General features: G+C 51.4%; 20 protein-coding genes and 2 pseudogenes. 10 read left to right on the plus strand and 12 right to left on the minus strand.

Going from position 1 to position 20,604, the window contains the following annotated elements; translation table 11 throughout:
- Positions 1-13 precede the first annotated feature (13 nt).
- The 8 genes from HV345_RS05135 to HV345_RS05170 form a co-directional block, all read right to left on the minus strand.
- Positions 14-1,039, minus strand: a complete 1,026-nt coding sequence (locus tag HV345_RS05135) for a fimbrial protein (protein WP_181636334.1) — start codon at positions 1,037-1,039, stop codon at positions 14-16.
- A gap of 80 nt (positions 1,040-1,119) precedes the next feature.
- A complete protein-coding gene (locus tag HV345_RS05140; RefSeq protein ID WP_181636335.1) occupies positions 1,120-1,620 on the minus strand; it encodes a fimbrial protein in 501 nt (166 codons plus the stop codon).
- A 31-nt stretch (positions 1,621-1,651) separates the two neighbouring features.
- Positions 1,652-2,188: a fimbrial protein gene (locus HV345_RS05145; RefSeq protein WP_181636336.1), complete on the minus strand. Its 537-nt coding sequence runs from the start codon at positions 2,186-2,188 to the stop codon at positions 1,652-1,654.
- A gap of 39 nt (positions 2,189-2,227) precedes the next feature.
- Entirely contained in the window at positions 2,228-3,181 is a 954-nt protein-coding gene (locus tag HV345_RS05150; protein ID WP_181636337.1) for a fimbrial protein, read from the minus strand.
- A 68-nt stretch (positions 3,182-3,249) separates the two neighbouring features.
- The gene (locus HV345_RS05155) at positions 3,250-5,691 is read right to left on the minus strand and encodes a fimbria/pilus outer membrane usher protein (RefSeq protein ID WP_255467594.1); all 2,442 of its coding nucleotides are present in this window, start codon (positions 5,689-5,691) and stop codon (positions 3,250-3,252) included.
- 197 nt (positions 5,692-5,888) lie between these two features.
- Positions 5,889-6,563, minus strand: a complete 675-nt coding sequence (locus HV345_RS05160) for a molecular chaperone (protein ID WP_080859236.1) — start codon at positions 6,561-6,563, stop codon at positions 5,889-5,891.
- A gap of 88 nt (positions 6,564-6,651) precedes the next feature.
- Positions 6,652-7,182, minus strand: coding sequence for a fimbrial protein (locus HV345_RS05165; protein ID WP_046276152.1), 531 nt, complete (start codon positions 7,180-7,182; stop codon positions 6,652-6,654).
- Between the two features lie 400 nt (positions 7,183-7,582).
- The gene (locus HV345_RS05170; RefSeq protein ID WP_047414339.1) at positions 7,583-8,215 is read right to left on the minus strand and encodes a winged helix-turn-helix transcriptional regulator; all 633 of its coding nucleotides are present in this window, start codon (positions 8,213-8,215) and stop codon (positions 7,583-7,585) included.
- Positions 8,216-8,598: 383 nt separating this feature from the next.
- Between HV345_RS05170 and HV345_RS05175 the strand changes: the two genes are divergently transcribed.
- Positions 8,599-9,255: a winged helix-turn-helix transcriptional regulator gene (locus HV345_RS05175; protein WP_249025139.1), complete on the plus strand. Its 657-nt coding sequence runs from the start codon at positions 8,599-8,601 to the stop codon at positions 9,253-9,255.
- 113 nt (positions 9,256-9,368) lie between these two features.
- Positions 9,369-10,040 (plus strand): 7-carboxy-7-deazaguanine synthase QueE, encoded by a 672-nt coding sequence (gene queE / locus HV345_RS05180; protein ID WP_181636339.1) that lies wholly within the window; start codon positions 9,369-9,371, stop codon positions 10,038-10,040.
- A gap of 52 nt (positions 10,041-10,092) precedes the next feature.
- Here queE and HV345_RS26350 read toward each other — a convergent pair.
- The 3 genes and pseudogenes from HV345_RS26350 to queD form a co-directional block, all read right to left on the minus strand.
- Positions 10,093-10,218: pseudogene (locus HV345_RS26350) on the minus strand (hypothetical protein); the annotation flags it as partial.
- A gap of 96 nt (positions 10,219-10,314) precedes the next feature.
- Positions 10,315-10,392, minus strand: a pseudogene (locus HV345_RS05185) (hypothetical protein); the annotation flags it as partial.
- 81 nt (positions 10,393-10,473) lie between these two features.
- The gene (queD, locus tag HV345_RS05190) at positions 10,474-10,836 is read right to left on the minus strand and encodes a 6-carboxytetrahydropterin synthase QueD (protein WP_016154218.1); all 363 of its coding nucleotides are present in this window, start codon (positions 10,834-10,836) and stop codon (positions 10,474-10,476) included.
- Positions 10,837-11,141: 305 nt separating this feature from the next.
- Between queD and cysJ the strand changes: the two genes are divergently transcribed.
- The 3 genes from cysJ to cysH are packed head-to-tail and all read left to right on the plus strand — an operon-like array spanning position 11,142 to position 15,403.
- The gene (gene cysJ / locus HV345_RS05195; protein WP_181636340.1) at positions 11,142-12,941 is read left to right on the plus strand and encodes an NADPH-dependent assimilatory sulfite reductase flavoprotein subunit; all 1,800 of its coding nucleotides are present in this window, start codon (positions 11,142-11,144) and stop codon (positions 12,939-12,941) included.
- Positions 12,941-14,653 carry an assimilatory sulfite reductase (NADPH) hemoprotein subunit gene (cysI, locus tag HV345_RS05200; protein ID WP_016154216.1) on the plus strand — a complete coding sequence of 571 codons (1,713 nt, stop codon included), beginning with the start codon at positions 12,941-12,943 and terminating at the stop codon, positions 14,651-14,653. The genes cysJ and cysI overlap by 1 nt, the downstream gene beginning before the upstream one ends.
- A gap of 15 nt (positions 14,654-14,668) precedes the next feature.
- A complete protein-coding gene (gene cysH, locus HV345_RS05205) occupies positions 14,669-15,403 on the plus strand; it encodes a phosphoadenosine phosphosulfate reductase (RefSeq protein WP_181636341.1) in 735 nt (244 codons plus the stop codon).
- Positions 15,404-15,447: 44 nt separating this feature from the next.
- Here the strand turns inward: cysH and HV345_RS05210 are convergent, their stop codons facing one another.
- On the minus strand, positions 15,448-16,491 hold the full coding sequence (locus HV345_RS05210) for an aminopeptidase (RefSeq protein ID WP_181636342.1): 1,044 nt from the start codon (positions 16,489-16,491) through the stop codon (positions 15,448-15,450).
- 254 nt (positions 16,492-16,745) lie between these two features.
- Here HV345_RS05210 and cysD point away from each other — a divergent pair, with 254 nt between their 5' ends.
- The 5 genes from cysD to ftsB all read left to right on the plus strand — a co-directional run bounded on the left by cysD (position 16,746) and on the right by ftsB (position 20,594).
- Entirely contained in the window at positions 16,746-17,654 is a 909-nt protein-coding gene (cysD, locus tag HV345_RS05215) for a sulfate adenylyltransferase subunit CysD (RefSeq protein WP_003034152.1), read from the plus strand.
- 9 nt (positions 17,655-17,663) lie between these two features.
- The gene (cysN, locus tag HV345_RS05220; protein WP_181636343.1) at positions 17,664-19,091 is read left to right on the plus strand and encodes a sulfate adenylyltransferase subunit CysN; all 1,428 of its coding nucleotides are present in this window, start codon (positions 17,664-17,666) and stop codon (positions 19,089-19,091) included.
- Complete coding sequence (cysC, locus tag HV345_RS05225) at positions 19,091-19,696, plus strand: adenylyl-sulfate kinase (RefSeq protein ID WP_019077557.1); 606 nt, start codon at positions 19,091-19,093, stop codon at positions 19,694-19,696. Before cysN ends, cysC begins: the two co-directional genes overlap by 1 nt.
- A 47-nt stretch (positions 19,697-19,743) precedes the next feature.
- On the plus strand, positions 19,744-20,067 hold the full coding sequence (locus HV345_RS05230; RefSeq protein ID WP_181636344.1) for a DUF3561 family protein: 324 nt from the start codon (positions 19,744-19,746) through the stop codon (positions 20,065-20,067).
- Between the two features lie 215 nt (positions 20,068-20,282).
- The gene (gene ftsB / locus HV345_RS05235) at positions 20,283-20,594 is read left to right on the plus strand and encodes a cell division protein FtsB (protein WP_003034163.1); all 312 of its coding nucleotides are present in this window, start codon (positions 20,283-20,285) and stop codon (positions 20,592-20,594) included.
- The last annotated feature ends 10 nt before the right edge of the window (positions 20,595-20,604 follow it).

The raw sequence follows: 20,604 nt of genomic DNA on the forward strand, positions 1-20,604 counted from the left end.
ATGGCGGAGCCGCCTACTGATAAGTAATATTGAGCGTCGCAGTGGCGTTAGCGCTGCCTGCGGTCACGTTGTCTTTCGTCTGAAAATAGCGTGCGGTGAAGGCTCCCGGAGGGAATTCCTGCCCGCCTGCTGAGGTTTTCAGCACGATGTTGTTATTCAGCTTCAGGGGCGCGCCCCCATAAAGCAGCTGGATCCCGATTCCGCTCGCAACCCCTGACATCCCAGCTCCTGATAATGCCAGGATACTGTCATTGGCGGTTTCAGTACTTTGCGTCCCGCTTAACGATGCGTTAATCCGGGTGCCCGCATCACAGTTAAGGTCTATTGTGAAAGTCCGATCGCCTTTGGTGGATCCTGCACCGCTAAAACTATCCGCTAATACCGGATCCAGGGGGACAGCGATACTCGAGTTATTTATTGCGCATGCCTGGACCGTCACCACCACTGACCCCGCACCTGACCAGATGGGATTTAAATCCCACTGTCCGCTTTGATTATTTAACGAATAGCTTGAGGTTACAGACGGTATTGTCGTTATTGCTCCTGAGGAGACATTGGGCCTGGTTTTCACAAATTGCAATGATGCACCCATGGATAAACCCTGCGTGTCCTTTTTAAGTATATGGCAGGTATAAGTCCGGGTTGAGTTTGAAATATGATCGTCAAATTGCACCGGGCAAAAAGACAATGAGCCTGTATTCAGGGCAAAATTATAACGAACGCCAATTCCGTCAACATTCGTGGGATAGACATCGGTATAACCTGCAACGGGGGCTGAATTAACCTGTAAACGCAAGTACACATCTCTGTCGGCGTCAGGATCCCCGAAGCAACCCAGCCCCCATACTTCGCTGCCAATAGATCCAAATTTATTACTGAAAACATTCATGGTGGCGTCGTCACGTTGATAATTTAACGCTCCTGAGAACGTATAATACCCGCCGGAATTTACACAGCTGGCCGCTTCAACAGAGGCAGTAAACGCACCGGTTAACCCAAGTACCAGGACGAATATATGATTCTTCTGTATCTGTAACATAACGCATACCCTCGCCGCTATTTCAGGTGACTATTCTCAGCAACCCATTCAGAGCCTGGCTCTAAGCAGGGTGGTTTTGTTTATCGGTAAGTAAAATTCATTTGTACCAGGGAATTAAACGTACCGGGGAGGGTAGTGTCAGAGACAATCACCCGACCAGCCAGTAAAAAGGTCGCCTTGCGCTGAGCGTCAACCAGGACGTTCATGCTGCTGCCGTTTCCCTGCACCTGCGCCTTGTTTGTGTCCTGGGCCATTTGCACGGCGGCGTTGGCGGCGGTCCCCGTATTGGCATACAACGTGGGATCTTCTGATGCCGGCTGTCCGTTGAACGTCACGTCCACCGATGTCGTTCCTGCCGGGCATTTGAAAAGCCTCACCTCGAAGGATTTCCACGCGGAAGCATTTCCGTCGGCGCGCATTTCATTTAAGCGGAGCTGGCCGAAATTAACGCTCTGGTTTTGCGAGGCGATATCGACCACGCAGGGAGAAGCCACAACATGACCACCGATATTGATCTCCGCAGCATATGCAGGGCACGCCAGACAAAGCGCCGGGAGAACATATTTCATTTGTTGCTGCATGATAAACACCCGTTGAGCAGAGAAGTCAGGTTTACTGATAGGTGAAGGTGACTTGTGAAACAGTCACTATCGTGCCGGGCATAACGTCTGCCGCTGCGGCAATGGCACGCGCGCCTATCGGGAAGGAGACAGTGCGGTCGGTTGCAACATTACGCTTTAATGTGGTTCCCGGACCTAAAAACTTACCGTTACCGGAACCCAGACTCTCTTTAAGCTGTACGTTAACATTGGTTGCCGTCCCGGTATTGGCATAATCCCCGGGGCTGTTCGCTGCTGGCGTTCCGGAAAAGGCCGCCGTTACCGATGTTGTGCCGAAAGGACAATCTTTTAAGATTAAATAAAAGATTTTGAATGTTGTGACGTTACCAGGCTGTGCCAGGGCGGTGGCCTGAATATCATCACCCAAATTAACATTGAGCTGTGATTGGGTGGTGTCAACGGTACAAGGTGAGGCGACGACTTTGCCGGTAATATTAATATTGACTGGTTCTGCTTCGGCAATATTTATTGCCGCTCCCAGATATAGCCCCGCCAGCGCCAGATGAATGAATCTTTTATGAATATTCATTTTATTCCTCTCCTTGTATAACTCTGATGGCGGAGCCGCCTACTGATAAGTAATATTGAGCGTCGCAGTGGCGTTAGCGCTGCCCGCGGTCACGTTGTCTTTCGTCTGAAAATAGCGTGCGGTAAAGGCTCCCGGAGGGAATTCCTGACCGCCTGCTGAGGTTTTCAGCACGATGTTGTTATTCAGCTTCAGGGGCGTATTGTCATACAGCAATTGGATCCCGATTCCGCTCGCAACCCCTGACGTTCCGGCCCCTGATAACGCCAGGATACTGTCATTGGCGGTCTCTGCACTTTGCGTCCCACTTAACGATGCGTTAATCCGGGTGCCCGCATCACAGTTAAGATTGATGGTAAAGGCAGTATCGCCTTTAGTTGTACCTCTTCCTGTAAACGCACTGCCTAATGCATCAGGCAACGGTACGGTAATCGTTGAACTATTCAGCGAACAGGCTAACTGAATAACCTGACCTGCGACGATACTTCCCCTGATAACCTCAAGGTCACCGTAGGTTTTTTGAAAATACAATCCTCTATCAATATTTTTGGATGTTATCGGTCCGGTCTTATAAAGATCCACCGTTACACCACTATCGATATTGACCGCACCCTGTCCCATTATTCCTGTCCTGGGTGGGTTATCAAATGTACTTTGCGTGTACGCCGTATAATAGACCTTTATCCCGACGCCGGGGATGCCTGTATTATAGATATGGGGAAAACCGCTGATTGCATCGCGAAACATGGATACTGAAATTAATTCTCCCCCCTGACAACCGAGCCATTTGCCAGTAAAGGGCGGAAGTAATTCTATCGTACCGATCTTCTGACCCACAGGAATATCACGTTGCGCATAGATTGTACCAATATCTATATTATCCCAGGCCATAACCCCCTTTTGTTGTTCGATACTGCAGGTTGCAAGCGCAGGAAATGAGCTGCACATTAGAAAAGCAGCGCTCCAGATGATTTTCAGAAATTTCATTTTGCTCATTGCTATACCTCAATACGCAACAGGTATCAGATAAAAATTTAGTTTCTTTGAACAGCTAAGTTATTTACTTAATGACACCGCTCGCTAATGATCTGAATACCGCTATTTTCCGGCGGCGCTTTATCCAGGGAATAATTCACCTGACACTGCTGCTCTGCGCCGTTCCCCCATTTCACTCTTAGTTCACCGCTGTCGGCCAGACCGGTCAGATACACCTGTCCGCCATCGCCAACGATAAACGCCTGGGCGCTTTTCTGCGCGGTATCGCTGACCGTCGCGCCAAATGGCACTGGCATTCCACCTTGCAGCAATAGCGTCATCATCACGCGCTGGCCCACGCTGGCGTTAAAGCTGGCCTGCACCACGGCTCCCCGCGTCGGCACCACGTTGCGGGTGGTCTGCATCAGCTCTACGTTATCGGGCAGTGTCAGCGTATTCAGCTGCACCTGGTTTTTACGGTAGGGCGAGGTATAAGGCACGATGGCATAGCCGCGCCAGTCGGTTTTCACCCCGCTCTGATTGCTTACGCCAACCCCGGAGGCTCCCGGTGCCTGAACCAGCGCCATGGTTTCACCCAGCGGTTGGCCGAAGGTGACGCCGCTGGCGTGCGCGACTATCCCGCCCTGTAGCCCGTAGTTCAGCCGCTGGCTGTTTTTGTCGTAAGCATATCCCGCAGTGACTTCAGCATAGGTTCCGCGATAGTCGGCGTTCAGATTGCCGCCGTTGCCCGTTCCCTGGCTGCCGTAACCCTGCTGGATGCTCCAGCTCAGGTTATTGCCCTCAAGCGTCGTACCATTGAGACCCACGGTGTGATTGGTGCTCCCTTTCTGGCTGCTGCTGACGTTCCACGACGCGTGGGTATTACTCAACCAGCGATTCAGTGGAATGCTGATGTTCAGTGAGAACACCTGGTCGCGCTCATAGACCTTTTCTTTGCCGGAGCCCCCGCTGCGCGACGTCGAGTTAATGTTATAGCTGTAATTAAACCCGTAACTGATGCCGTTCCAGCTATTGTTGTAACCGGCGCTCATCGACCGCAGGGTCCGGCCGCTGTTCCAGTAGTCTTCGTTTATCAGGCTCAGCGACAGCGAGCCCGCTCTTTCCCACAAATTCTGGCTCAGTGACAGTTCAGTACGGTTACGCCTGCGCTCGAAAAACGTCGGGGTGTTCCCGCCGCGCCAGGTATCCATGACTTCTGCCAGCGTGTAATAGCCATCGGTTGAGTAGCGATAACCGGCAATGGCGAAGTTAGTCCCGGTTTCGACAATATTTTTGCTGTAGCGGATCCGCCATGACTGGCCTTTCTCCTTCGGCTGGCTCTGTATCTTCGACCAGCCTTGGGTGACATCCAGCGAAAGCGCGCCAATTTCCCCCAGATTTTTACCGACTCCCAGTGCCAGCGACTGATAGTGGTCCGCGAACTGGCCGCCGCCATAGAGGGTAAAACCCCGGGGCAGGCCGTACATCAGCGTCGCCTGGCTAAACGGCATCTTTTCCACGCTGCGGTCATACGAACGATACTGGCCACTGGTCAGTGAATATTTCAGCCGCTGTTCACGCTGGAGCACTGGCAGTGAGGCAAACGGTACGACGAGATTCTGCTCGCTGCCGTTATCTTCTTTAATCGTCACATAGAGATCCCCGCTGCCGCCGGTGGCGTACATGTCGTTGATTTCAAATGCGCCCGGTGCCACATAGCTCTGATAAATAACATACCCGTTCTGCCGGATAATCACCTGCGCGTTGGTTCGCGCAATGCCTTTGATCGCCGGTGCATAGCCCTTCATGCTGTCGGGGATCATCTCCTCGTCGGACGCCAGCTGCGCGCCGCGAAAAGGAACGCTGTCGAAAATATCGGACGGGGAGGCACTGTCTCCCAGCCCCAGCTGGCTCTTCAGGACGCGAATATCACGGGACAAATAGGTATAGACGGTGTCCCAGCTGTCGCGACCGTTATTATCCCGCTGAAAAGTTGTGTAATTACGCAGCCGCCAGGGACCGATATTCATGCCGGGACGCAGGTTGGCGTACTGGGTCGTACTGTCCGTGCCGCTACGATCCCGCGCCCGGGTACTGGCGCCGTTCACGCTGTAATTAAGCAGCAGGGCTGTGATCCCATCATCCCACTGCGTTTCAGGAACGTAATCGCGTGGATTCATCACAATGGCGGCCTGCGGAATGCTCAACAGCAGTTGCTGCGCGCTAAAGCGAAACTCTGCGCTGGCCTGCGGGATCGCGTCCAGCCTGGCGCACGGCGCGGCGGCATCGCCCAGATCCGGGAACAGGTCGGTTTTGACTCCCATCGCGTTAAGCTGGCTCACGCTCAGGCATGGCGACAGAAGCGCTTTCCCGTCCGGGCCGGGCTGCATGCTGAATTCCACTTCCCGGGTTTCCTGAAACTGGTTGTTGACAGAGATATCGACCCGGTAAACGCCCGGCGCCTGGCCGTTTTCCTCTTCAAATACGCTAAGATCGGTTTTTTCCTGATGCGGATTGTCAATTTCCAGCATCAGCGGATTAAAATATTCCCTGGCGTGTGAGGCAAAAGTCGTTAAATTTAATAGTAAAAAGGGTGTCGAAAAAAGATAAATCAGCCTGCGGATATTATTGGTTTGTGGATATTTGCGCAGGTATTTTAGGCTCCCCATCTGTGTAGTCCTTCCCTGAAGGGTAAATAATTAACGCCGGATTCCTGTGCTGTTATTTATCAGAATGAAGCACGATGAAGCTCGCCGATTCCGCCGTAATCATTAATTATTTTCCAGCTCACGCTATTACCCGCACCGCTGGGTAATTCAAAAATGGCGCTACTCTGCGGCGCAATATACCGGGCATCTTCCAGCTCTTTACCTGCAACGGTAACGCTCTGGAAATTCATATAAAATGAGGTCGGGTTACTCACCTCCAGCCGGTTGCCGCGGCGCTGCCAGGAAAGTTTATGGGTTAACACTTCCGCGGAGCCTGTTAAACCTTCAGGGCGATAGATCAGTTTGATGCGCGTCTTGACCGCGATCTGCAGCAGGTTTTTACCCTGATCTTTTTCTATCGAGGGGATACTCTTAATATTCAGCCAGTACAGCGATTCCCTATCCTGCGGTAGATTCCCGCCCGCCCGCACGACGCGCAAGACATTTTCCTGCCCGCCGTCCAGACGAAATAACGGCGGGGTGATCACAAACGGCGTTTTCTCTGCGCGATTAATTTCGGGCTCGACCCAGCTTTGTACCAGATAAGGTGCCTGGTCCGGGTTGCTTACATTAATTGAAGACTCTTTCTTACTCCCATCGTAAATTAAGCGGGTGCCACCCACAATCAGGCCAGCCTGGGCTAAACCTGAGGTTATTATTATTGCAGTCAGCAAGGTGAGAGGAATAAGTTTCATCATTAATCATTCATTAAAAGAGTAAGGACGGACCGATAATAATCCATCGGCCCGAATAACAATTTCGTTATGCAGGTATGACGGGCTATTAATTATAAACAATGGTGAAACTTGCCATTGAATTAGCCTTGCCTGCGGTCACCGTTGTCGATGTGGCGATATAGCGCGCAATAAAATCCAGATTATTCACCACGCCGGTACCTGACGTCAGAGGGTATTGTTTAGATGCGTTATACAGCGGAATCGCAGTATTGGCATCGTCGTATAATTGAATCCCCACGCCGCCTGCCACGCCAGTTTCTGCGGTCAGGGCCAGCACGCCAGGACTCCCTGCTACCGGGGAGCCGTCAAACTTCACGGCCGCCTTGGTTGCGCTTACCGGGCAATCCGTGAGCTGCAACGTGAATTTGGTCGGTGCAGCAGTAGAGCCTGCGTTGGTAAAGGCGCTCTTACTGACCTGACCTAATGTCACCGTCAGCGGACTGGCCGGACTATTGGTGACTTTACAGGCAGCATCAATAATCTCGCCGTTAAAATTCACCTCTCCGTCAGCTGCCATCGCTGAAACTCCAGCCAGAGACGAAATCAGCACTCCCAGTGGCAGTAATTTGCTTTTCATGATCTATTCCTTGAGTATATTCAATTTATTAGTATTAATGTATTGCCAGGCAAACGGCAGCTTTTTGAAATTTATCAATAGAATATCGTCCCGTTTCCAGGCTCACAGATCTCTAATGATAATATTAATAGAATGACAGTTCCCTGCTTTTATATTTAAAACGGGCTTGTCAAACGTTATAATTTGTATGAGATTATTCTTGTACATTTCAAAATATCCGGCAACACTTTTTTGGGTGTAATTTTACACCCTGTGTGTTTTCCGCGATAAAAGGGTTATGCCAGAGGGGGGGTAAGTCTTGGGAAAATAGCGACTGCCAGTTAACAAAACCAGAATATATTATAAGGGTAAACATTTCATCGAAGATGAGTACGTTATTTTTCTTCGTTGATACAATAGGTTAGTACTTTAACGGAAGATGCTCGATTGTCAAAAGGATGCCGTTTTCAATGCTGATATAGCCCCCCTTTTTAAGCTGGGCGAGGATTTTCATAATGCTGCTACGTGAAAGGCTGGTTTTCTGCTGGATATACTGCGCGGCAGAAACATCATGTCTGTATTCCGCTGGTTCACTCATCAACTCCTGTAACTGAACGCGGACAATTTCATAGGCACAGGTGGCCATGAGCCTGGTATTTATCGTATACAGTCGTGAGGTGACTCTGAGGCTATGGCAGGCCAGCAGCCTCCAGAGATTGTGTTCGGTGACGAACTGGTTGACCTTATCGGTACGGGTAACGGCGATCTCAGAGGTACTGTGGGTTTGAATAAACATCCCCGCCTCGGCGTAAAGTGTTCCACTGAGACCCATGATCCCTGGCACATACAGCGTGCCCAGCAGAATTTCACTCGTCTGATGATAGACGTTGCACACGCCGCTTCGTACCAGATAGCAGTACGCAACGCCATTATTATAAAGATATAACCGGGTGTTGGGAGGATACATAGCAAAAGTCGCCAGAGGAGCCAGGCTTTCCAGCAGTTCGGCGGTAGCGGAGAGGTTCAGACTGCGATCCGGATGTTCGGTATCCATAACATACTCCTCATGTTGATTGACGCTCACTTAAAATTTGACTCAGAATTATCCGATAGATCTTAATCTTATTTCTTTTTAAATCAATATCTTCAAAGTAATATTTAATCTTGTTTATATAACAAAATAATTCTGATAAGTAATTTATGGTTTTATTACTTATTTCCTTTTACTAAAATGGCTGTAATATCAAATTGGATGATTTTTAAGAAGAATGAATTCAGTACCCATAATAGTATTATGGATATTTATGCAAGTTATTTATGGGTGTAATTTTACACCCATAAATAACTTTTAAAAATCTAAAACAATTATCATAATTATCGTTTATGTGAGGGGAGTGCGTTAGGGGGATGTTCATAAGCCTATGGAGGGATTTATTTGTGAATAATAAAAAAAGAGCCACCTCAATAAGTTACAGCATCAGACACAAAAAGCCTCTGGCTGATATCAATCAACTGATAAGCATTCTTACACCTTTTGCCAATAAGCTGACGATCGCCAATAAGCAGTCACTTAAATTTAGAGTGGATGGGCAGCATAAATGTTTTTTACTTCATCAAGGTAACATTACGCTTTATCGCCATGCCGACGGTATTGCCTTAAACTCAGAATCAGCTCCCTACATATTTGGCTTAAGTACGCAGTTGCTGGAGCATGATTATTTCTATATCAGAACGAATGAGACTTCTGATATTAGCGTTCTTTCTATTGACGATGCCAACCGGATTATCGACAGGAGTAACCTGTGGAAAGGCGTAGCCGCGCTATTAATTTATAGTGCGACAAGAATGTTCGATCACTGCACGAAGATCTCGGCATTATCTTCTTATGAGATTATATGCTATCAGCTCTATGAACTGATGGATGAAACAGAAGAGGTGAGAAATAATGTCAGCATTGTTTCTTATATTTTAAGCCGTACCTTTCTGTCACGCAGCAGCATCATGAAGATACTGGCTCAACTGAAGACTGGAAATTATATCGAGACTGAAAAAGGCCTGCTCAGAGCGATAAATAACATACCTTCAAAATATTAAATCATCACCGCTGGCGACAGCACCTGAAGCCACAGAGGCGCGGCGGCTCCCGTACATGACCTGATGACTGAAATCTGCGATACTTATGCTTTATCCCCCTCACAGAGATGACTATGCAGTACCCGATTAACGAGATGTTCCAGACCCTGCAAGGTGAGGGTTACTTTACCGGCGTCCCCGCCATTTTTATTCGTTTACAGGGATGCCCGGTTGGCTGTGCCTGGTGCGATACCAAACACACCTGGGATAAGCTTGAGGATCGGGAAGTTTCCCTGTACAGCATCCTGGCTAAGACCAAAGAGAGCGATAAATGGGGCGCGGCGAGCAGCGAGGATCTGCTGGCGGTCATTTTGCGTCAGGGCTATACCGCCCGTCACGTGGTGATAACCGGTGGCGAGCCCTGCATTCATGACCTGATGCCGCTGACAGACCTGCTGGAAAAGAACGGCTTTAGCTGCCAGATTGAAACCAGCGGTACCCACGAAGTGTGCTGTACGCCGAATACCTGGGTGACCGTATCGCCGAAGGTGAATATGCGCGGCGGTTATGATGTGCTGTCGCAGGCGCTGGAGCGTGCGAATGAAATCAAACATCCGGTTGGTCGCGTTCGCGATATTGAAGCGCTGGATGAACTGCTGGCTACGTTGAGCGACGACAAACCGCGTATCATCGCCTTACAGCCAATCAGCCAGAAAGAAGATGCCACGCGTTTGTGTATTGATACCTGTATTGCGCGTAACTGGCGTCTGTCGATGCAGACCCATAAATATCTGAATATTGCCTGATGATAATGGGTTTATCGGCCTGCATTGAGTGCTACATGCAGGCCGGACAACCTTATGCGTTAGACCAGCTCTGAATCGAATTGACGTTATTCAGGCCGCCATGCAGTACTTCATACGACTTTTTCAGGATCACATCGGTGTGCTGGGTTAAATCGCGGAAAATCCCTTTATCCAGCGCCAAAGTCTCTTTAATGCCATTGCGGTTGTCGAGGGACGAGGCAGGAATCCATAACGCTCGGCCAGCAGGTTGTTGCCCCTTCCGCCAGTACCACATAGCGGGCACGCAGCGTAAAGCACAAGCGGTGCCCGCTATCCCTGCACCGATAATAATAATATCGAAATCGTCAGACATGTTGTGCTCCAGATATCCAGAGCACATAACCCTAACAGAGTGTTAGTTAAGGAAAATTGACCGTTGCCACAGACGATACAATCATTCCCCGCGATACACGCAGCCTGCTGTGCAGGTCTCTTTCACCATTACGGCACTCAGCAGAGGGACAACCGGTTTAACCTGATCCCAAATCCATTTGGCCAGTACTTCACTGGTTGGGTTTTCTAAGCCAGGAATATCGTTCAGATAGTAGTGATCGAGTCTGTTGTAAGTTGGCTTAAACGCGGCTTTTAACTCAGAAAAATCCATGATCCAACCGGTATGCGGATCGACTTCACCGGTAATTTCAAGACGCACCATAAATGAGTGACCATGCAGGCGGCCACACTTATGCCCTTCCGGTACATGCGGCAGGCGGTGAGCGGCTTCGAAGGTGAAATCTTTAAACAAGGTGGTGGACATTTTTTACTCTCAAGAATGCGAAAAACCGCCGTAGGGTACCGTAAAGAGCGAATTTTATCATTAGTTAAAAGGGCGCTGAGTATCAGAACGACCTATTCATGATGGTAATATTTAATAATTATTGATATATCATATGGTTATCCAATCTGTTTTGCTGTTAATAACTATAACTAAAACAGGTTAGTTCATTTGGTTATTTGTTATTTCTATCCCTTCTTTAATTGTTACTATCCCCGCCGTTAACCTTATCTTCAGTTTGGGTTTTATTGCTGAAATCCGCTTTGCTTACTGGAACATGACAACGCATGACGACACAGGCCCCACCTTCCGCTCTGCTACCGCTAAACCCGGAGCAACTGGCACGCCTTCAGGCGGCCACGACCGATTTCACTCCCGCACAGCTTGCGTGGGTTTCTGGCTATTTTTGGGGCGTGCTGAATCAGCAGCCAGGCAGCAATGCGGCGACTCCTGCGCCTGCTGCTGAAATGCCTGGCATTACGCTTATCTCCGCCTCGCAAACCGGTAATGCGCGTCGTGTGGCGGAAGCTCTGCGCGATGATCTGATCGCTGCAAAGCTCAACGTCACTCTCATCAATGCTGGCGACTATAAATTCAAACAAATCGCCAATGAGAAATTGCTGATCGTAGTGGCGTCGACGCAAGGGGAAGGTGAACCGGCGGAAGAAGCCGTAGCGTTGCATAAATTCCTGTTCTCGAAAAAAGCGCCGAAGCTCGATAACACCGCTTTTGCCGTGTTTGGTCTTGGTGACACTTCTTACGAGTTTTTCTGTCAGTCAGGAAAAGACTTCGATGCAAAACTGGCTGAGCTGGGCGGTGAGCGTCTGCTTGATCGCGTGGATGCCGATGTGGAATACCAGAATGCAGCCGCCGAATGGCGTGCGCGCGTGGTTGAGATGCTGAAATCCCGTGCGCCGGTCGCCGCGCCTGCTCAGGCCATTGCCAGCGGAGCGGTAAATGAGATCCACTCCAGCCCGTATACCAAAGAATCTCCGCTGACGGCGAGCCTGTCGGTTAACCAGAAAATCACCGGTCGCGACTCGGAAAAAGATGTACGCCATATTGAAATCGATCTCGGCGATTCCGGCCTGCGCTACCAGCCGGGCGATGCCTTAGGAGTCTGGTATCAGAACGATCCTGAGCTGGTCAAAGAGCTGGTTGAATTGCTGTGGCTGAAAGGAGATGAGCCGGTCACGGTTGACGGCAAAACCCTGTCGCTCATCGAAGCGCTGCAGTGGCATTTCGAGCTGACGGTTAACACCGGCAATATCGTCGAGAACTACGCCACTTTAACCCGTAGCGACTCTCTGCTGCCGCTGGTGGGCGACAAAGCGCAATTGCAGCATTACGCCGCAACCACGCCAATCGTCGATATGGTGCGCTTCTCCCCAGCGCAACTGGACGCCCAAACGTTGGTTGATCTTCTGCGACCGCTGACGCCGCGTTTGTATTCTATTGCCTCTTCCCAGGCGGAAGTGGAAAGCGAAGTGCACGTCACCGTGGGCGTGGTGCGTTATGACATTGAAGGTCGTGCCCGTGCTGGTGGCGCGTCCAGTTTCCTCGCAGATCGCGTGGAAGAAGAGGGCGAAGTGCGCGTGTTCATCGAACACAACGATAACTTCCGCCTGCCGGCTAACCCGCAGACACCGGTGATTATGATTGGACCAGGCACGGGGATTGCGCCGTTCCGTGCATTCATGCAGCAGCGTGCGGCTGACGGAGCCGAAGGCAAAAACTGGCTGTTTTTTGGCAACCCACACTTTACCGAAGATTTCCTGTACCAGGTGGAATGGCAGCGTTACGTCAAAGAGGGCGTACTGAGCCGCATCGATCTTGCCTGGTCGCGCGATCAAAAAGAAAAAGTCTACGTACAAGATAAACTGCGCCAACAAGGTGCGGAACTGTGGCGCTGGATAAACGACGGTGCCCACATTTATGTCTGCGGCGACGCCAATCGCATGGCGAAAGACGTTGAGCAGGCTTTGTTGGAAGTGATTGCCGAATTCGGTGCTATGGATATCGAAGCGGCGGATGAATTTTTAAGTGAGCTGCGCATTGAGCGCCGTTATCAGCGAGATGTCTACTAATGAGCGAAAAATACCCAGGACCATTGGTGGTCGAAGGCAAGCTGTCCGACGCTGAGCGTATGAAGCTGGAAAGCAACTATCTGCGCGGTACGATTGCCGAAGATTTAAACGACGGCCTGACCGGCGGCTTCAAAGGCGACAACTTCCTGCTGATCCGTTTTCACGGTATGTACCAGCAGGATGACCGCGATATCCGCGCCGAACGAGCCGAGCAAAAGCTGGAGCCGCGTCACGCGATGCTGCTGCGCTGCCGTCTGCCGGGTGGGGTGATCACCACCAAACAGTGGCAGGCGATCGACACGTTCGCCCATGACAACACGATTTACGGCAGCATTCGTCTGACCAACCGTCAGACCTTCCAGTTTCACGGCATTCTGAAGAAGAACGTTAAGCCGGTACACCAGATGCTGCATTCGGTCGGGCTGGACGCGCTGGCGACCGCCAACGACATGAACCGTAACGTTCTGTGTACCTCTAACCCGTACGAGTCCGAGCTGCACGCCCAAGCCTATGAATGGGCGAAGAAGATCTCCGAACATCTGCTGCCGCGTACTCGCGCCTATGCAGAAATTTGGCTGGATCAGGAGAAGGTTGCGACCACCGACGAAGAGCCGATCCTCGGTCAAACCTATCTGCCGCGTAAGTTTAAAACCACGGTCGTAATCCCGCCGCAGAACGATATAGATCTGCACGCCAACGACATGAACTTCGTGGCGATTGCCGAAAACGGCAAGCTGGTGGGCTTTAACCTGCTGGTCGGCGGTGGTTTGTCGATTGAGCACGGCAATAAGAAAACCTACGCCCGCACCGCGAGCGAGTTCGGCTATCTGCCGCTGGAGCACACCCTGGCGGTAGCAGAAGCTGTGGTGACAACGCAGCGCGACTGGGGTAATCGTACCGATCGTAAAAACGCCAAAACCAAATACACGCTTGAACGCGTTGGTATCGACACGTTCAAAGAGGAAGTGGAGCGTCGCGCGGGCATCAAATTTGAGCCGATCCGCCCGTACGAGTTCACCGGTCGCGGCGATCGTATTGGTTGGGTAAAAGGGATCGACAATAACTGGCACCTGACGCTGTTTATTGAAAACGGTCGTATCCTGGATTATCCGGGCCGTCCGCTGAAAACCGGCCTGCTGGAGATCGCGAAGATCCACAAAGGGGATTTCCGCATCACCGCCAACCAGAACCTGATCATTGCTGGTGTGCCGGAAAGCCAAAAAGCGAAGATCGAGAAGCTGGCGCGCGATCACGGATTGATGAATGCGGTGAAGCCGCAGCGTGAAAACTCGATGGCCTGCGTGTCGTTCCCGACCTGTCCGCTGGCGATGGCGGAAGCCGAACGTTTCTTGCCATCGTTCACTGATAAAGTGGAAGCTATTCTCGAAAAACACGGCATTCCTGACGAGCATATCGTGATGCGCGTTACAGGCTGCCCGAACGGCTGCGGGCGCGCGATGCTGGCGGAACTAGGCCTGGTGGGTAAAGCGCCGGGGCGCTACAACGTACACCTTGGCGGTAACCGCATGGGCACGCGCATTCCGCGTATGTATCGCGAAAATATTACGGAATCGGAAATTCTCGACTCCGTTGACGAACTGGTTGGGCGCTGGGCGAAAGAGCGCGAAGCGGGTGAAGGCTTCGGTGATTTTACGGTGCGTGCGGGCATCATTCGCCCGGTGCTCGATCCCGCCCGGGATTTCTGGGAGTAACCACGAGAGGTAATTATGTCCGTACTCGATCTAAACGCCCTTAATGACCTGCCAAAAGTCGACCGCATTCTGGCGCTGGCTGAAACCAACGCACAGCTCGAAAAGCTGGACGCCGAAGGGCGCGTGGCGTGGGCGCTGGAAAACCTGCCTGGTGAATATGTACTGTCATCAAGCTTTGGTATCCAGGCGGCAGTAAGCCTGCACCTGGTGAATCAGATTCACCCGGATATCCCGGTGATCCTCACCGATACGGGCTATTTGTTCCCGGAAACCTACCAGTTTATTGATGAGTTAACAGACAAGCTCAAGCTTAATCTGCAAGTCTACCGGGCGAAGGAGAGCGCGGCCTGGCAGGAAGCGCGCTACGGCAAACTGTGGGAGCAGGGCGTTGAAGGCATTGAGAAATACAATGAGATCAACAAAGTCGAGCCGATGAACCGCGCGCTTAAAGAACTCAATGCGCAAACCTGGTTTGCCGGTCTGCGCCGCGAGCAGTCGGGCAGCCGGGCGCATTTGCCGGTGTTGGCTATCCAGCGTGGCGTGTTTAAAGTGCTGCCGATCATCGACTGGGACAACCGTACCGTTTACCAATACCTGCAAAAGTACGGCCTGAAATACCATCCACTGTGGGATCAGGGCTATCTGTCAGTGGGTGATACCCATACCACCCGCAAATGGGAGCCGGGTATGGCGGAAGAAGAGACGCGGTTCTTCGGATTGAAGCGCGAGTGCGGATTGCACGAAGGGTAAAAGATAAAAGCCCGGTAATGATTACATATTACCGGGCTTCTTCGTCAGGATTTACCCGCCTTTGCCAGTTCTTTCACCAGCGGGAGCATAATGCGTACCACGTCGCGGCTACGGTGCTCTATCCTGCCCGGTAAGGCTTTATCGATATGCTGCTGGTTATCCAGTCGCACATCGTGCCAGCTGTTGCCTGCCGGGAACGAGGCGCTTTTGGCGCGCTGTTGATAGCCATCTTTCTTGCCCAGACTCCAGTTGGTTGCTTCAACGGAGAGCACGGCAATGCCTGCGTTGTCGAAGACCTCTGCGTCGTTACAACATCCAGTACCTTTAGGATAGTTTTTGTTCTGTCCTGGATTGGTGCTGGCTACGATACCGCGGCTGTGTGCGATGGCCAGCGCCCGGTCACGCGTCAATTTTCGCACTGCTTCCGGGGTTTTCTTACCGCTATTGAAATAGAGCTTATCGCCGACGATCAGGTTATCGAGGTTGATAACCAGCAGCGTATTTTTCTTCTCGGCGGCGCTCATTCGCTTCAGGATGTTCTCCGCGCCCAGTTTGCCTTCTTCCTCGCCGCTGGTGGCGATAAATCGAATGCCGTACTGCGTCGGCACGTCTTTGAGTTTTTCCGCCAGTTCCAGCATCACGCCAAGTCCTGCGGCGTTGTCATCAATACCTTGCAGGGTCAATCCACCCAGATTGGCATCGGAATCGGCGTCGCTCTGCGCGGCGTAGGTGTCGAGGTGCGCCATGATAATAATCTGCTGTGGCGCTTTACCCTCATGTGCGGCAATAACGGTACTCCCCGTGACGTTATGCCAGTTTTTATGGTTATTTTTGGCGGTATAAACATAACGGCTATTAAACGTTCGAATATCACTGCTGTAGCCCATCTGCTGAAATTGCTGACGAATATAATCAGCAGACAACATTTCTGCCGGAGAGCCCGTTACGCGGCCTGGGAAAAACGTTGCGATATATCGAGCCTGGGTATTTGCGATATCTCCAGGTTTGGAAGGTGTTGCCTGTGCGGGAAGGATAAAGCACGCGCCGAGCGCCAGGATTGCAAGAAGGGGGCGCGTTGCGGAAAACATAATGAGTCCTTAAATACCAAGCAGAAATTTTTAGCCGCTAGTATGAAACCGTGATCGAGGTAAAACAATTTCATTTGCTCCTAAATGCCCTAAATTCGGTAGCTTAAGCACTTTTTGATATTTGCTTTTCCGGATCGTTATTCCTTTGAGGAACTACTCATTCCAATTCGTAATTTCATTCGCCCTCTTGCCCTCCCTATAGTCAGGTTATCTGAGCATCGTTAGCAAAATAACGGCATTACATAGGAACGGTTATGGATCAAAAACGACTTACCCACCTGCGGCAACTGGAAGCGGAAAGCATCCATATTATTCGTGAGGTGGCCGCCGAGTTTTCGAATCCGGTGATGATGTATTCCATCGGCAAAGATTCCAGCGTAATGCTGCATCTGGCGCGTAAAGCGTTTTATCCTGGCACGTTGCCGTTCCCTCTGCTGCACGTTGATACTGGCTGGAAATTCAGCGAGATGTACGAGTTTCGTGACCGTACGGCGAAAGCCTACGGTTGTGAACTGCTGGTGCATAAAAACCCGGAAGGGGTGGCGATGGGCATCAACCCGTTTGTTCACGGTAGCGCCAAGCATACCGATATTATGAAAACCGAAGGGTTGAAGCAGGCGTTGAACAAATACGGTTTCGACGCCGCGTTCGGTGGCGCTCGTCGTGACGAAGAGAAATCCCGTGCCAAGGAGCGCATTTATTCTTTCCGCGATCGTTTTCATCGCTGGGACCCTAAAAATCAGCGTCCGGAACTGTGGCATAACTACAACGGACAGATTAACAAAGGCGAAAGCATTCGCGTATTCCCGCTCTCCAACTGGACTGAACAGGATATCTGGCAGTACATCTGGCTGGAAAATATCGACATCGTGCCGCTGTACCTGGCGGCGGAGCGTCCGGTGCTGGAACGCGACGGCATGCTGATGATGATTGATGACGACAGAATCGATCTGCAACCGGGCGAAGTGATTAAAAAACGCATGGTGCGTTTCCGTACGCTCGGCTGCTGGCCGTTAACAGGCGCGGTGGAGTCGAATGCGCAGACTCTGCCGGAAATTATCGAAGAGATGCTGGTCTCAACCACCAGTGAACGTCAGGGCCGCGTGATTGACCGCGACCAGGCGGGCTCCATGGAGCTGAAGAAACGTCAGGGGTATTTCTAAGGAGCCGCCATGAACACGACACTTGCACAACAAATTGCTAATGAAGGCGGCGTTGAAGCCTGGATGGTCGCCCAGCAACACAAAAGCCTGCTGCGTTTTTTAACCTGCGGTAGCGTGGATGACGGGAAAAGCACCCTGATTGGTCGCCTGCTGCACGACACGCGTCAGATTTATGAAGACCAGCTTTCATCGCTGCACAACGACAGTAAACGTCACGGTACTCAGGGCGAAAAGCTCGATCTGGCGTTATTGGTTGACGGCTTGCAAGCCGAGCGCGAGCAGGGCATCACCATCGACGTGGCTTACCGTTATTTCTCTACCGAGAAGCGTAAATTTATTATTGCGGATACTCCCGGCCATGAGCAGTACACTCGCAACATGGCGACCGGTGCGTCGACCTGCGACCTGGCGATCCTGCTGATCGATGCGCGTAAAGGCGTGCTGGATCAGACCCGTCGTCACAGCTTTATCTCCACGCTACTTGGGATCAAACACCTGGTGGTGGCGATCAACAAAATGGATCTTGTGAACTTTAGCGAAGAGACATTTAACCGCATTCGCGAAGACTATCTTACTTTTGCTGAACAGTTGCCGGGCAACCTGGATATCCGGTTTGTGCCGCTCTCTGCGCTGGAAGGCGACAACGTGGCTTCACAAAGCGCCAGCATGTCGTGGTACAGCGGTCCGACGCTACTGGAAGTACTGGAAACCGTTGAGATCCAGCGCATAGTTGATACTCAGCCGATGCGCTTCCCGGTGCAGTATGTGAACCGACCTAATCTGGATTTTCGTGGTTATGCCGGGACGCTGGCCTCCGGTAGTGTGAAGGTAGGGCAACGCGTCAAAGTGCTGCCATCCGGCGTTGATTCGAGCGTGGCGCGGATCGTAACCTTTGATGGCGATTTACAGGAAGCGCATGCGGGTGAAGCGATCACCCTGGTATTGAAAGACGAGATCGATATCAGCCGGGGCGACCTGCTGCTTGATGCCGGTGAAGCGTTACCTGCGGTACAAAGCGCTGCCGTTGATGTGGTGTGGATGGCGGAACAACCGTTGTCGCCTGGGCAGAGCTACGACATCAAAGTCGCCGGTAAGAAGACCCGCGCACGCGTTGATAACGTGCAGTACCAGATTGATATTAATAACCTGACCCAACGTGATGTTGAAGCGTTGCCGCTAAACGGCATCGGTCTGGTTAATCTGACCTTTGATGAGCCGCTGGTGCTGGATACCTATCAGCAGAACCCGGTTACGGGCGGGCTGATTATCATTGACCGCCTGACCAACGTTACCGTCGGCGCGGGGCTGGTACGTGAGCCAATCGTCCAGGAGCACACCGCGGCTTCTCAGTTCAGCGCGTTTGAGCTGGAGCTTAATGCGTTGGTGCGTCGCCATTTCCCGCACTGGGGCGCGCGCGATCTGCTGGGAGGAAAATAATGGCGCTGCATGACGAAAACGTCGTCTGGCATGCCCATCCTGTTACACCGCAACAGCGGGAACAACGCCACGGTCATCGTGGTGTTGTGCTGTGGTTTACCGGGCTGTCTGGTTCCGGTAAATCCACGGTCGCAGGGGCGCTGGAAGAGGCGTTGCACAAGCTGGGAGTGAGTACCTATTTGTTGGATGGCGATAACGTGCGCCACGGCCTGTGCAGCGATCTTGGGTTTAGCGATGCCGATCGTAAGGAGAATATTCGTCGGGTTGGCGAGGTGGCTAACCTGATGGTGGATGCGGGTCTTGTGGTGTTGACCGCCTTTATCTCTCCACATCGCGCCGAACGCAAAATGGTCCGTGAACGCGTTGGCGAAGGGCGTTTTATTGAGGTTTTTGTCGACACGCCGCTGGCAACGTGCGAATTACGCGATCCAAAAGGGCTGTATAAAAAAGCGCGGGCGGGTGAGTTGCGCAATTTCACCGGAATTGATTCGGTATACGAAGCGCCTGAATCGCCAGAGATTCATCTTGATGGTGAACAATTGGTAACAAATTTGGTACCCCAATTATTAGACCTGCTGAGGCAGGAAGATATTATCAGATCCTGAGACACCCGAGCTTGTATGCCCGGTCAGTCACGGTCACAGGATTAGATATGCGTAACAGCCATAACATTACTATTACAGAGTCAGATACCTTCGCCGCCGACGATGAAACCACCTGGTCACTACCGGGTGCTGTGATCGGTTTTATCGCGTGGCTGTTGGCGCTGGGGATTCCTTTTCTGATTTATGGCCCTAACACACTCTTTTTCTTCATTTATACCTGGCCCTTTTTCCTCGCATTGCTGCCCGTGGCGATTGTCGCGGGTATTGCGCTGCACTCCCTATTGAAGGGGCTGTTGCTGCTGAGCATTACCTGCACCCTACTGGTGGTTGGGGCGATGTTTGGCGCGCTATTTCTGTGGTTGTTGGGTTAGGCAAACGCCTTTTTTTAACAATCGCTGATGTTGTTCACTCTCTGGTCATAATTCAAACCGTAACCAACAATGAGATTATGTTCTCCTTACACGGGGTATACGTAACAACGGGCAAATGTGGTACATTTGCCCGCGTTGTCGCGGCATTCCCGACCGTTGATGTAAAGTTGTCTGCGGAAGTTATGGGATGTTAATGCCGTTTTTCAGGGGGCAGGATGGGTAAACTAACGCTGCTGTTGCTGGCTTTATTGGTCTGGCTGCAGTATTCGCTGTGGTTCGGTAAGAACGGCATACATGACTATAGTCGCGTCAACGATGATGTTGCTGCGCAGCAAGCTACGAACGCGAAACTTAAAGCACGTAACGATCAGCTTTTTGCCGAAATTGACGATCTCAATGGTGGACAAGAGGCTATTGAGGAGCGCGCGCGCAACGAACTCAGCATGACTAAGCCGGGCGAAACCTTTTATCGTCTGGTGCCTGACGCGTCTAAACGCGCTCAGACTGCAGGGCAAAACAATCGATAAACCGTCCAGG

Source organism: Citrobacter sp. RHBSTW-00986, from assembly GCF_013783065.1.
In the GTDB taxonomy this organism is placed as follows: Bacteria; Pseudomonadota; Gammaproteobacteria; order Enterobacterales; family Enterobacteriaceae; genus Citrobacter; species Citrobacter braakii.

Coding starts and splice junctions, on each gene's coding strand:
- queE (WP_181636339.1), top strand. CDS start 9,369: ATGCAGTACCCGATTAACGAGATGTTCCAGACCCTGCAAGGTGAGGGT.
- cysJ (WP_181636340.1), top strand. CDS start 11,142: ATGACGACACAGGCCCCACCTTCCGCTCTGCTACCGCTAAACCCGGAG.
- cysD (WP_003034152.1), top strand. CDS start 16,746: ATGGATCAAAAACGACTTACCCACCTGCGGCAACTGGAAGCGGAAAGC.
- HV345_RS05165 (WP_046276152.1), bottom strand. CDS start 7,182: ATGAAAAGCAAATTACTGCCACTGGGAGTGCTGATTTCGTCTCTGGCT.
- cysC (WP_019077557.1), top strand. CDS start 19,091: ATGGCGCTGCATGACGAAAACGTCGTCTGGCATGCCCATCCTGTTACA.
- ftsB (WP_003034163.1), top strand. CDS start 20,283: ATGGGTAAACTAACGCTGCTGTTGCTGGCTTTATTGGTCTGGCTGCAG.
- HV345_RS05155 (WP_255467594.1), bottom strand. CDS start 5,691: ATGCTGGAAATTGACAATCCGCATCAGGAAAAAACCGATCTTAGCGTA.
- queD (WP_016154218.1), bottom strand. CDS start 10,836: ATGTCCACCACCTTGTTTAAAGATTTCACCTTCGAAGCCGCTCACCGC.
- cysN (WP_181636343.1), top strand. CDS start 17,664: ATGAACACGACACTTGCACAACAAATTGCTAATGAAGGCGGCGTTGAA.
- HV345_RS05140 (WP_181636335.1), bottom strand. CDS start 1,620: ATGCAGCAACAAATGAAATATGTTCTCCCGGCGCTTTGTCTGGCGTGC.
- cysH (WP_181636341.1), top strand. CDS start 14,669: ATGTCCGTACTCGATCTAAACGCCCTTAATGACCTGCCAAAAGTCGAC.
- HV345_RS05170 (WP_047414339.1), bottom strand. CDS start 8,215: ATGGATACCGAACATCCGGATCGCAGTCTGAACCTCTCCGCTACCGCC.
- HV345_RS05230 (WP_181636344.1), top strand. CDS start 19,744: ATGCGTAACAGCCATAACATTACTATTACAGAGTCAGATACCTTCGCC.
- cysI (WP_016154216.1), top strand. CDS start 12,941: ATGAGCGAAAAATACCCAGGACCATTGGTGGTCGAAGGCAAGCTGTCC.
- HV345_RS05135 (WP_181636334.1), bottom strand. CDS start 1,039: ATGTTACAGATACAGAAGAATCATATATTCGTCCTGGTACTTGGGTTA.
- HV345_RS05150 (WP_181636337.1), bottom strand. CDS start 3,181: ATGAGCAAAATGAAATTTCTGAAAATCATCTGGAGCGCTGCTTTTCTA.
- HV345_RS05210 (WP_181636342.1), bottom strand. CDS start 16,491: ATGTTTTCCGCAACGCGCCCCCTTCTTGCAATCCTGGCGCTCGGCGCG.
- HV345_RS05145 (WP_181636336.1), bottom strand. CDS start 2,188: ATGAATATTCATAAAAGATTCATTCATCTGGCGCTGGCGGGGCTATAT.
- HV345_RS05160 (WP_080859236.1), bottom strand. CDS start 6,563: ATGAAACTTATTCCTCTCACCTTGCTGACTGCAATAATAATAACCTCA.